Below are 11,521 nucleotides of genomic sequence, written 5' to 3'. Positions count from 1 at the left end.
TCTGCGTTTCATTGCAATTATTTGCAAGGTTATCGCGAGCGGTGATATAATACTCGGGTTGAAAGGACTTCTATACCTCACAGCATTCGAGGATAGACAACAAGACACGGAGGAAGACAAATGGAATACTTATTAAATGTCGCGGGACTGGAGAGACACCTCCCTATTTGCAAGGTTTCAGACGACATATATATTGCGGCTTTCATCATGTTCAACGATGTTGAAGTTACAGTTGCATGTGCTGAGGAGTTGCTCAAAAAGGCACCTGAGTTTGATGTCATCATCACCGCGGAATCCAAGGGAATTCCGCTGGCATACGAGATGGCAAGGCAGGCCGGCAATAAACCGTACATTGTAGCTCGCAAAGGGCCTAAGATCTACATGAGCGACCTCGTAACCGTAAACGTTGATTCTATCACCACAGACCACATGCAGACTCTCTGCGTCGGTCATGACGAGAGAGAGGTTATGGAGGACAAGCAGATTCTCGTCGTTGACGATGTAATCAGCACAGGCGAATCCATTGCCGCGCTGGACAAGCTTGTCGATGAAGTCGGCGGAAACGTCGTTGGCCGGATGTCGGTGCTCGCTGAAGGAGAAGCCGCTAACAGAGACGATATTATCTTCCTTGCGAAGCTGCCTTTATTTGATGCTAACGGAGAGGTTATGTAGGTCGATGGCATTTACCAAATCGGCAGCCCGATGAATTTTGGAACATTAAAGCATACGGTGATTGTCTGAAATTCTGTAATACAGTTTTGAATCTCAGTAGCCGGAGCAGGGCTTTGCTTCCGGCTCGTTAAGTCTGACAGGAGCTCAATGAGCCTCCGTTAATTAAGCTCCAAGCCCTTCGCGTTGTACCAGAAAAAACCGTTTTCCTTACAATAGCTTTCAATATCATCTGCAAGAGACCCATCTGCGCCATACTCCAGCAGATATACGGACAACCCGAATTTCTTCACTCTGGAGATATATTTTTTAAAATATAGCGTTTCTTTTTTCGTCTGCCTTCCATAGCTTTTATTTTTAAAATCTATACTGGTAAATACAGTCTCCTGATTGATCCCGTCAAATAGAGAAAGTGCCCTATTCTCATCTATACACCTTAAAACAAAATCATCACCACCGTTTATAATGAGTGAAAGGTTATGACCTTTCAGGCCTTTCATAATAGAACAAAGACCGCGGAAGTTGTCCTCTGTAGAATAATGATGATATACATCCGTGTTATCCAAAAAAAGGCCGTCAAACCCCATTTCGGCATATTTTTTGCCCAGTTCATTTACAATAAATCGTTGCCACTCCGGAGAAGATACATCTATCCACCGTTCATCCGGCCAGTCCTTATACTGTCCAAGCGTATTCCCCTTGAAGCGGTTAAAGTAGGGTCGATATACCTCAATGGCACCTACGTTAAGATATCCGTATACCTTCTTTCCCTCTCTGTGAAGTGCGCGAATCTGGTCAGTCTGAAATTCAGATGGTTCAATAACTACAATACGATAATCCCGCAAGCGGTCTATCTGCTCCTTATTGATGCCGAGAAATACTCCATATTCTTTCCTCGACTTTATCGTGCATCCGGAAAAAAAGATCAAAATGAATAAACATAAACATAAAACAAAGGATAAAAGCGGAATTAATAAAGAGAGCAACCGTTTATTTCTCATGAATCTACTCCATACTGAAAAACCGAGATGCTGCAGGCTCGTAATGCACATCGCATCCTGACGGTATATTTTCCGGAAAAATCTGTCACCTGCCTGAAGCCCGTTAGTCATATATCTCTTTACGACGATCAGCTACAGCTTACCATAAACTTCGGAATGACTCTATATCTCCGGGAAATTTTCAAAACAATCCGCAGCGGGGAGCGAAGCCTTGCTCCCCGCTCGTTAATTTCGATAAAAAAAATATTTTTATGTTACAGGTATGACCTGTCTTGAAAACTATTCTCCCAGTACAAAGCCGTATCTTAAAGGATCACGCGGGTCTATCAGATAGGTTGCAATTCCCGTAACATACGCACTTCCGGTAATCTGAGGAATTACAGCGGAGAATTCGCCCTCCTGAACCTCATCTATCAGCTCTCCTCTAAACAGAGTCCCGATGACACTCTCATTAATCAACGGACGATGCAGTCCGAGCCTTCCATGAGCATGCATCATCGCCATCTTCGCACAGGTTCCCGTTCCGCACGGGCTGCGGTCCACCTGATGCTTCCCGAAAACCACGATGTTCTTCATATCCGCTTGTTCAGTCGGACTTTCATCATAAAACTCCAATGTGGTAACCTCCCTTATGTCAACCGTCGGGTGTCGAATTTCTACCTCCTGAGGAATTTTTTCCAACATTTTAATTCCGACATCGGTAAAAAACGGAATATTCTCAGTGCAGATTTCAACTCCCAGCTTGCGGGCATCCACGAGAGGGATAAATTGTCCGCCAAACGAAATAGCATAAGGTATCCGATATCCGTCTATATCAATTTCGAGATTATCCTTATACAGAAATGACGGTACGTTTGTAATAGTCACTTCTTGGGCACGGCCATTCTCCACCTTAACACGGGTGTGTACAACTCCTGCTGCAGTATCCAGTACAACCTCGGTAAAAGGTTCCCGCACCTCTACAAGCCCCGCCTCCACAAGTGCAGTAGCCGTCCCGATGCTACCGTGACCGCACATATTGGTATAGGTCTCCGACTCCATAAACAACACGCCATAGTCCGCCTCGGCATGCACAGGCTCAAGCACAATTGCACCGAACATGTCATTATGTCCCCTGGGTTCAAACATCATAGCCCTGCGATATTGGTCATAGTGTTCCACAATATAGTTGCGTTTTTCTATCATAGTGTTCCCCGGTATCTCCGGAAAACCTCCGATAACCACTCGTGTGAATTCTCCCATTGTGTGAGTATCGATAGCCGTAAAACACCTTTCAAAGTGTTTAAAATCAATTTTAGGTTTCAGATTCATGCTTCCTCCCTTCCCCAAACGCCTGTACGAGCATGGAAATACCCGTATAGATGCAGACAATTATGACAAGCCACTGGAGTGCATTAAGCGGAAGAGCTTTTACGATAAAAGCAGCAATAACTACCCCCGGAATCCCGGCAAGTGCAAATCCCAATGCGGCTTGTTTGTTGTAACGTCCTGATTCGAAGTACGGAAACGAGCCTCCCGCTATGCTGAGACAGCCGATTCCCATCATTATCGGGAATGAAACGGCAGGGTTCATTCCCAGCATATATACGAGTACCATAGTCGGCGCATAGTTGCCTATCCCTACCGTGAGCAAAGCCGCCAGAACAGCAGCTCCGGCACCTCCGATTACCAGACGGATTCCATGCAGTCCGATAGCAGTCCCTCCAAGCGGCATCAATTGGAATTTGCTTGCAAGCATCAGAGTAGCGGCGATCAGAAGCGCACACCCCATAAATTTCCTCAAGGTGTTCACCTTCAACTTAACCGCCTGCTTACCGCCAAGGACAGCCCCGAGCACAGCACAGGCATACATGGTAAAAAGAGTTGTAATCTCAACCTCAATTATCGAAAGTGAGACCAGCGCTTCTACGGCTACCGGAATAACAGCGCCGGTAACAAGCGTCCCCGGGATTTCCTCATCCGATACGGTCCCGGTCAAACGATAGCAGGCGAGGGAAGGGGCAAAAGATCCTATTCCGAGATAATCAAAGAAATTGAAGATGAAGCCCATCACCCAATAAATCCCTATCGTTTTGGGCTGCAATCCTCTTTCTCGCTCTCTAATAAAGTGTTTTGTCAGGAAAGCGCCCTGAACCGTTCCGAATCCTAATATCAGTGCCTGGATTATTCTGAGTATCATAACTCCTCCTCGTCTGTTTTTAAGCCGACGACAAAAGGCGGCTCTTTTGTTGTGCCTATCTTTCTTAAACAATCTTTTTGTTTTATTCCTAAAAAGCACCCGACTTTTTATTAACAGGCTTACTATTTTGGAACCTATCGTCGCCTCGTCTGCCGCTGCTCTCGCAGAAACTTTTTATTAATAAGCTTACTATTCCGAAACCCCGGGTATCTTAAACGATCAAGATACCCGGGCAAATCCGGTTCAGATTTTCGCGTGATATACATATGGCAGAGGACGGATAATCCCCGGCATATCCGCTTTGACAACCTGCTGCAGTGCGGCTTTAACAATTGCTGTTTGCATTGCCGTATTGTGAGGCTCCCCGGCATTGGCTCCCATCGGAACAGATGGGGCAACCCCGCGAGGTGCACCTTGCTGCACGCAAACCGGCGGAAGAGCTGCTATAATGCAGGTTGAAATTCCTGCGGCTTCAATTGCTCTCTGCACCAAAACGGTGGAGCGGTGGCAGGTTCCTCATCCGGCTGTCAGGATTACTATATCCGCCCCTTCACTTACGAAGAGCTCCGCTACCTCCGGACCTATCTGATTGGTGAAGGTGTCAATATCGCCGCCTCCTCCCATGAAACCGGCATTTATATCACAGAAATGCTTGATAAACCCTTCGCTTTCGAGTTCAATCATCCGTTGATACGGCCACATACTGTTGATATCCCTGTTGACATCTGTATGATCGTATCCTCCATGTGTTATCATCAGTTCATCCGGTGCAACATCACGCGGGATTTCCCTCCAGCTTCCATCTCCGGCGAGCTTATACGGCTTCTGAGTTTTCAAATGAACTCCGCAGGCACTGGCAAACCCGACAGTGCATTCCTCGAGCGGCTTGGTGAGAGGAGTCCAGACAGGCGCGGGAGTAATCGGAGTATATATTTCCGAAGCCATATTTTTAACTGTTGTAATCTTCATAAATTATCGCTTGCCTCCTTTTCATAATTATCATTCTGCATTTCCACATAGCTCATCAGGAACCGAACGTTATCGCCTATCTTTGGACGATGTTCACTGATCAGGCATCGCAACGGCAACTTCAGCACACCCATTCTTGCAGTTATCTGTACATAGAAATAAGTGTCATTTATCTCGGTTATGGTTCCCGTATGCGGAACGGCTTCGTTATTCACATGAATACCGTGGATCAGCATGGCCATACACCTCCTCTGCCAGCTCCTCATTATCCTTGATCAGTGCAGGATTGTATCGACGTTCCGCCTGTCGTATTTTCTCTCCTACAATCTTATTTTTGACGAGTGCCACAGCCCTTATTGCAGTTTCCTCTGTCCCTGTATTTTTGGCTAGAATATCCTCAACATTTCCATGCTCTGTTACGCAATGATCGACCATGACATCCATGTATTTATTACCGACAACCAGAGCTCCCTGAACACCGCAGTAAGAGCAGCCTACAACCGGGATCCCGAGAGAACCGATTTGCTCTATATGCGATGCAAAGTCTATATGATTATTACCAAAGCCTTCCGTCGTAACAATGCAGCCGTCCGGATTCAAAGCCTCAACAATGGCTCCTACTCGCCCGGATACATAGAACTTTTCAGTATTTGCCTGAGGTGATCCGACAAACAGCACCCCTAACAGGTCAATCTCCGGATCGGAAGCGAGCCGTTTGAGATACGGTTCTCTCCAGTAATGCAGAGAGGTCTCCTTCGTGTCCGGCGTGATGCAGGTCAAAGCATGAATCCCGCCATCAAGCACTTCATTGGGGCGCAGCAAAACCGGTACGTTACCCAGATCAACATTCGGGCGTCCTCCAAGAAAGCCGCAAGGCTCATCGGGCAAAATCAGATTGTCATGCATAGCTCCCTGACCCATAATTTCCTTCACCAGCAGAATCCTAAGCGCCCCCTGACGTTCCACATCCAGGTATTCGCGTTCGGCAGCAGCCGTTGATGCATCCTTCTCCTTCAGCACTTCACGAAGCTCCTGTGTGATGATATCCAGTGCCTGATGGGCAGCCAACGGTCCCGGACGTTCCATGCCGCAGCCTTCCTGAATCGTGACATTTAACCGGATGATAAAGGCATCACGATCCGGCGCTCCCGGACGCCCGAATTCGACATTTTCTTCATAAATTCCGTTTGAGACATTTGCATCCGCAATCTGCAGTCCCGCCTCATCGGTCCCGGTGAGCATCATGTACACCCCGGTCATTTCAAAAGTGGTGCCTTCACCGAGCATACCTTCTTTCTTCACAGCAATGGGCTGCACATCCATCATACTGTTTGTGTAAACATGCTGCTTATCCGGATAGATGATATCCAGCTCTGCTGATTTAACCAGATCGTTACATCCCTGAGCCTCCGCCTCCAGACTTTTCCTTACGGTAAGAACTCCATCCTCAAAGCTTGTACGTTCTCCAAGTCTTACCTCAGTAACCGGGAATGCACAATTCTTCAAAACATGACGAACAGAGTGCGCAGCTGCCTCATCCTCGTATAGCTCTTTCTGTTTATCAGAACGGAATAATACAGAAGGTGCCCTTCCCGACATCTCTTCTTTTGGTTCTACAGGAATCTCAAGATGAATTTCTTTTCCTTCCGCAATATCAATTTTAAGCAGTCCTCCTGCCGTAATATCACGGGGAAATCCCTGTTTCAATGAATTAGACACAACATTACCCTCCTTATCACTTTGTTCGTTTATGCACTAAACAGCACAATTCTTAAATTGATAAGAAGCAAAATCATTGATTTCTTATATCTAAATATGGTAGATTTTAAGTGTTAATAATTATAGAAGAAACCGATTCTGACATTGCCTCTTATCAATTATTATTATATAAAGCCTTATCGGTGTATAAACGACAAGAAATTTCACGAAGTTCTGAAATACTTTCATAACATGCAGGTAAATTCCATATGCAGGCGTTATGAAAATATTTCATAAGCTTCCGTAAATTTGGAAGGAGGAAGCACTAGATACAGTTCTACATATAGATAAGAGGAGGCGTCCATGTTAAACAAATATGAGGTTTTTGTCCAGGTTGCAGAAACACGCAATCTTACAAAAGTCGCAGAAAGATACCATTACTCACAATCTGCAATAAGTCATGCCCTTCGCGCCCTGGAGGAAGAAATCGGACTCCCGCTCGTTCACCGTGCAAAAAACGGGATTACTCTGACCAAATATGGAGAAGAACTCCTGCCTGATTTTCGCAGGATCGTATGCAGCCGAGAGAGATTGCTGCAAAAGGCAGACCAGTTTCGCGGACTGCGGCGAGGCACACTGCGTGTCGGAGCCTTTACGAGTGTATCGATGCACTGGATTCCGGCCGTTGCCGAAAAGTTCGCAGCGGAATACCCCAACATCCAGCTGATTCAATCTCACAGCAGCTATGACGGAGTGGAAGCAGGACTACAGACCGGGCAGTTGGATATAGGTTTTTTGTCAGGTTATTATAAAGGAAATTTTGAATTTATGCCGTTATATCAGGATGAATATCTTGTACTCCTCCCTCCTGATGATCCGCTGGCACAATATGAACGCATACCGATTGAGGCTTTGAATTACAGACGTTTTGTGCTCATGGAAGAGGGTGGAGAATATGACGCGTGGCACATTCTCTCACGAATAAAAGGAGCTGAGGTAGTCCATTATGTAAATGAAGATATGCTTGCTGTGCCGTTAGTTGAGCACGGAATCGGGATATCCATTCTACCCAAGCTTATCCTGGACGGAATCGCCACTCCGGCAGTTAAAAAACGCTTTGCGGAGCCGCGTTACCGAGTTATCGGAATTGCCGCCAACTCCTTCAAGGATGCTCCACCGCTGGCACAGCTGTTTATCGACCTGACAAAGGATTACATTGAGACCTGGGATCCGGATAAGCTGAAGGCTAGCATCTCCTATTAAAAATAAAGTTTTGACATCGAAAAACGGCTCATATCGCTGAGGTGTGCCCAGTCCGATGACTGTCCCAAAATTCAACTTCGGGGGTCGGTTCACACCTGATACAAGCCGTTTTTTGCTATTTTATCACAGCTATATTTTACCGCTGCGTACTATAATTTCCAACCAATCGCCTCGGAACGTGCTGATACAAAATCCCTGTAGATTCCGCCAGCCTTCATCAGCTCCTCGTGAGTGCCCTGCTGCGCTATTCTGCCTTTATCAATAACATAGATCCTGTCTGCATTGCGTACAGTCTTGAGTCTGTGGGCAATCATCAATATGGTCTTCTCTTTGGTAAGCTCTTTGATTGCCAACATCAGCTCACGCTCGTTTTCCGGATCTACATTTGCCGTAGCCTCATCCAGTATGATAATAGGTGCATCCTTCATAATGGCACGAGCGATAGATATGCGCTGCTTCTGCCCACCGGAAAGGCTGGCCCCCGCTTCCCCCAGCACCGTATCATAACCGTCCGGCAGCTCGCTTATAAAATCATGGCAGCAAGCCTTCTTAGCCGCATCTATGACCATATCCATTGAAGCATCAGGCTGCCCAAATCTGATATTATTGGCTATCGTATCATGGAACAGATATACGGACTGGAATACAAAGCTGAAGTTTTCCATCAAAGAGTTCATATTATAGGCCCGAACATCTCTATTATCAAGCTTGACTTGCCCCGACTTAACGTCCCAAAACCTTGCTATCAGATGGCAAATCGTCGTTTTGCCGCTTCCCGACGGCCCTACAAAGGCCACCGTAGATTTCTCCGGAATTGAAAGACTGAGATCATCAATAACCTTCCTTGTGTCATATGCAAAATCAACGTGATTCATCTCAATATTCTGTGTTTCAGTCCTGATATACTCTCCATCAATATCCATATTCTCAATAGCAAGCACTGACTCCGCTTTGTCAACGGAAATATCAACTGCACGCAGAAGAGCCGAGAAGTTACCGGCGGAATCAAGTGCAGCGTACATCAGGAAGGCCGCAATCATCATAACTATGGATGTCGCAAGATCCATAGTCCCCGCCAGGTAGAAGCGTAAAGAGAGTATGCACATCAATACCCCTGTCATCTTAATGATCCAGCTCTGCAATGTGACAAATGGCATAATCTTGAGTTCCATGCGAATATTTGCTTTTGATGAATTATCAATGCAGTTATCCAGCTTCTTGTTATTCTCTCCGATAAGTTTGAAATTTTTTGCTTCTGCAATTCCCTGTATAAATTCCAACACCTCGCTAACCATAGCAGCATCCGTATCCAGCTTACCCTTCGACACATCAACTGAATGTCTCTGCAAAAAAGAATTGATCACAAAGAATATCAGAAGTCCGGCGAGAGCCACCGCTCCGATTCTGAGATCGAAAATCAGCAGCAGCACTGTGATTAAACAGGACTCAAGCGTGCCTCCAAGCGTCAACATTACAACGCGTGTTGCAACATCAGCCAACAGCTCCATAGTATTTGTAGTTATACTTGTGATATTTCCAAGCGATGTTTCGTTGAAATATCCCATCGGTACATAGCGAAGATGCTCAGCTATCTCTATCCGCTTTCCCGCACAGGTTGTATACCCTGCGATGGTCTGCTGCATCTTGCTTCTTCGGGATACAATGCATTGTACAATCATTCCTCCAACAAGAACTGCGAGTGACAACATGATGGTTCTGTAGGTCACATCGCCGCGTACTACCGCCGTCACCAGTATATAAATTGCCGGAATTTTCATGGCTTGACCGACAGCCTCTATCACACCGAGAAAAATCGCTTCATAATACCTTTTTTTATTTTCCGCTCCCGAGAACCGGAAGAATTTCATCAGAATTTTAAACATCAGTCTCACCTCCGTCTACAGTATCCCTTGCCGATACATGTGCAAGCCACATTTTATTATAAAGCCCGTCTTTTCTTCGAAGTTCTTCGTGAGTCCCGACGTCATCGATATTTCCGTCATCCACCACAATTATCTGATCTGCATCCACAATGGTAGATAATCTATGCGCTATGACGATAAGCGTTTTGCCCTTAATCATGCCGGCAATCGAGCGCTGTACCACCGCTTCACTTTCAGGATCGGTGTAAGCAGTAGCTTCATCGAGTATAACAATTGGCGCCCCCTTGAGCATCGCTCTGGCTATGGAGACACGCTGCCTTTCGCCACCGGAAAGGTGTCCGCCGGCATCACCGACTATAGTGTCATATCCGTTTTCCAATCTCATGATAAAGTCATGGCAACCGCAGCGCTTCGCTGCTTCAATGACATCCTCATCGCCGGCACCCTTACGCCCCATGCGGATGTTGTCCATTACCGAACGATTGAACAGATAATTATCCTGAGATACATAGGCAATCTTGGTATTATAATCGTCCCAGCTCATATCCTTGATATTAACTCCGCCAAATGTGATCTCACCGCTGTCTACGTCCCAGAGTGCAGCGATGAGTCTGGCAATTGTAGATTTACCGGAGCCTGACGGTCCTACCAGCGCATTCACACTACCCTCCTTGATAGATATGTTTACCCCGTGCAGAATTTCCGTACCTTCTTCATATGAGAATCTGACATTCTTAATAACAATATCATTTCCATCAGGTTTACAGTCTGTAGCTTCAGGACGCTCCAGCTCTTTACGATCAAGTATTCCCTGAACCTCTCCGAATACAATTTCGATCTTGGCCATATCATCCGTATATGACATCACAGTTATAAGCGGTGCCAGCATGCCGACTGAGAGAATGAGCACTGTGATAAGCTCTCCTGCTGTGATTGACCCATGCATGAAGAGAATGCCTCCAACAGGTATAATTGTCAGAATGGTAGTAGGAGTTATAGCCATACCGATTGTAAAAAATACGATTGTTGATTTCATCCAATCGATAAAGCAATATGCTCCTTCATGTGCCGCCTTCTCGAATTTCTCATATGAGCTGTCCGTCTTGCCGAAGGCCTTGATTACCTCAATACCGTTGATATACTCAACTGCCGTATCATTGAGAGCCTTTGTTTTTTTTACGCAATCAGCCCAACGACTGCCTGCATTCCTGGTCATCATCCCCATACAAAAAGCAGCCACCGGCAGCGTCATAATGCTTGCAAGGCCCAGTTTCCAGTTAATGGTAAAGATATAAACGAGCACCGCTATAGGAGCAATCAGATTAGCGGTGAACTCCGGCACAATGTGTGCAAGTGTAGTTTCAAGGCTATCTACTCTCTCAACGATAATACTCTTTAGAGAACCGGAAGACATACGTTTAACATCTCCAAGCGGCATGCGGGTAAGCTTGAAGCAGAGCGCTTTTCTTATATCTCCCAGAACTGCAAAGGTAGCAGCATGCGAGAAGCCTGTAGAAACAGAATGCAGCAATGCTCTAAGAGTCCATAAAACAATCATCCATATAAAATACCCTTGATAGGCGTCCCAGTCACTAACACCATCCAGCAGTTTAACAACGATACGGCTCATCAGGTAATACGGGATGATGGAGCATATCACTCCAAGTAAAGCGAATATAACGGAGAGAATATATTTACTCTTTCGCGAACTCGCAAATCGTTTAATTATGGCAAGCGCATTACTGCCATTACGTCCTGAAGAATCATTCATATGTCTTCCTCCTTGTCTTTAAACAGTTATAATTGATAAATTTGTGTCCGTAATCAGCTAATCGACAGTTGATTAGTCCAGTCTAACT

General features: G+C 45.8%; 10 protein-coding genes. 2 read left to right on the top strand and 8 right to left on the bottom strand.

The window, feature by feature from the left end; genetic code table 11:
- Positions 1 to 120 precede the first annotated feature (120 nt).
- The gene (locus HMPREF0581_RS02205; RefSeq protein ID WP_036379970.1) at positions 121 to 672 is read left to right on the top strand and encodes a phosphoribosyltransferase family protein; all 552 of its coding nucleotides are present in this window, start codon (positions 121 to 123) and stop codon (positions 670 to 672) included.
- Between the two features lie 158 nt (positions 673 to 830).
- On the opposite strand, the gene HMPREF0581_RS02200 is transcribed toward HMPREF0581_RS02205, so the two are convergent.
- The 6 genes from HMPREF0581_RS02200 to HMPREF0581_RS02170 form a co-directional block, all read right to left on the bottom strand.
- Positions 831 to 1,598 (bottom strand): endo alpha-1,4 polygalactosaminidase, encoded by a 768-nt coding sequence (locus HMPREF0581_RS02200; protein ID WP_242822275.1) that lies wholly within the window; start codon positions 1,596 to 1,598, stop codon positions 831 to 833.
- A gap of 351 nt (positions 1,599 to 1,949) precedes the next feature.
- Complete coding sequence (locus HMPREF0581_RS02195) at positions 1,950 to 2,981, bottom strand: proline racemase family protein (RefSeq protein ID WP_036379968.1); 1,032 nt, start codon at positions 2,979 to 2,981, stop codon at positions 1,950 to 1,952.
- On the bottom strand, positions 2,965 to 3,849 hold the full coding sequence (locus HMPREF0581_RS02190) for a sulfite exporter TauE/SafE family protein (protein WP_036379966.1): 885 nt from the start codon (positions 3,847 to 3,849) through the stop codon (positions 2,965 to 2,967). Before HMPREF0581_RS02190 ends, HMPREF0581_RS02195 begins: the two co-directional genes overlap by 17 nt.
- 243 nt (positions 3,850 to 4,092) lie before the next feature.
- Entirely contained in the window at positions 4,093 to 4,818 is a 726-nt protein-coding gene (gene prdB / locus HMPREF0581_RS08475) for a D-proline reductase (dithiol) protein PrdB (protein ID WP_083844325.1), read from the bottom strand.
- Entirely contained in the window at positions 4,815 to 5,054 is a 240-nt protein-coding gene (locus HMPREF0581_RS02175) for a CBO2463/CBO2479 domain-containing protein (protein ID WP_009643961.1), read from the bottom strand. Before HMPREF0581_RS02175 ends, prdB begins: the two co-directional genes overlap by 4 nt.
- Positions 5,026 to 6,537: a glycine/sarcosine/betaine reductase component B subunit gene (locus HMPREF0581_RS02170; protein ID WP_009643958.1), complete on the bottom strand. Its 1,512-nt coding sequence runs from the start codon at positions 6,535 to 6,537 to the stop codon at positions 5,026 to 5,028. Before HMPREF0581_RS02170 ends, HMPREF0581_RS02175 begins: the two co-directional genes overlap by 29 nt.
- 342 nt (positions 6,538 to 6,879) lie before the next feature.
- Between HMPREF0581_RS02170 and HMPREF0581_RS02165 the strand changes: the two genes are divergently transcribed.
- Entirely contained in the window at positions 6,880 to 7,779 is a 900-nt protein-coding gene (locus tag HMPREF0581_RS02165) for a LysR family transcriptional regulator (protein WP_009643969.1), read from the top strand.
- 149 nt (positions 7,780 to 7,928) lie between these two features.
- Here HMPREF0581_RS02165 and HMPREF0581_RS02160 read toward each other — a convergent pair whose 3' ends face one another.
- Positions 7,929 to 9,662, bottom strand: a complete 1,734-nt coding sequence (locus HMPREF0581_RS02160) for an ABC transporter ATP-binding protein (protein ID WP_036379963.1) — start codon at positions 9,660 to 9,662, stop codon at positions 7,929 to 7,931.
- Positions 9,655 to 11,433: an ABC transporter ATP-binding protein gene (locus HMPREF0581_RS02155; protein ID WP_009643959.1), complete on the bottom strand. Its 1,779-nt coding sequence runs from the start codon at positions 11,431 to 11,433 to the stop codon at positions 9,655 to 9,657. Before HMPREF0581_RS02155 ends, HMPREF0581_RS02160 begins: the two co-directional genes overlap by 8 nt.
- Positions 11,434 to 11,521: the final 88 nt, after the last annotated feature.

Origin of the sequence: Mogibacterium timidum ATCC 33093, assembly GCF_000525775.1 — a bacterium.
GTDB lineage: Bacteria > Bacillota > Clostridia > Peptostreptococcales > Anaerovoracaceae > Mogibacterium > Mogibacterium timidum.
Note: the sequence above shows the minus strand (reverse complement) of the source record. Positions and strands in the feature narration are given on the sequence as shown.

Excerpts from the sequence above, each read along its gene's own strand:
- HMPREF0581_RS02165 (WP_009643969.1), top strand. The coding sequence starts at position 6,880 with ATGTTAAACAAATATGAGGTTTTTGTCCAGGTTGCAGAAACACGCAAT.
- HMPREF0581_RS02205 (WP_036379970.1), top strand. The coding sequence starts at position 121 with ATGGAATACTTATTAAATGTCGCGGGACTGGAGAGACACCTCCCTATT.
- HMPREF0581_RS02195 (WP_036379968.1), bottom strand. The coding sequence starts at position 2,981 with ATGAATCTGAAACCTAAAATTGATTTTAAACACTTTGAAAGGTGTTTT.
- HMPREF0581_RS02160 (WP_036379963.1), bottom strand. The coding sequence starts at position 9,662 with ATGTTTAAAATTCTGATGAAATTCTTCCGGTTCTCGGGAGCGGAAAAT.
- HMPREF0581_RS02190 (WP_036379966.1), bottom strand. The coding sequence starts at position 3,849 with ATGATACTCAGAATAATCCAGGCACTGATATTAGGATTCGGAACGGTT.
- HMPREF0581_RS02155 (WP_009643959.1), bottom strand. The coding sequence starts at position 11,433 with ATGAATGATTCTTCAGGACGTAATGGCAGTAATGCGCTTGCCATAATT.
- HMPREF0581_RS02175 (WP_009643961.1), bottom strand. The coding sequence starts at position 5,054 with ATGCTGATCCACGGTATTCATGTGAATAACGAAGCCGTTCCGCATACG.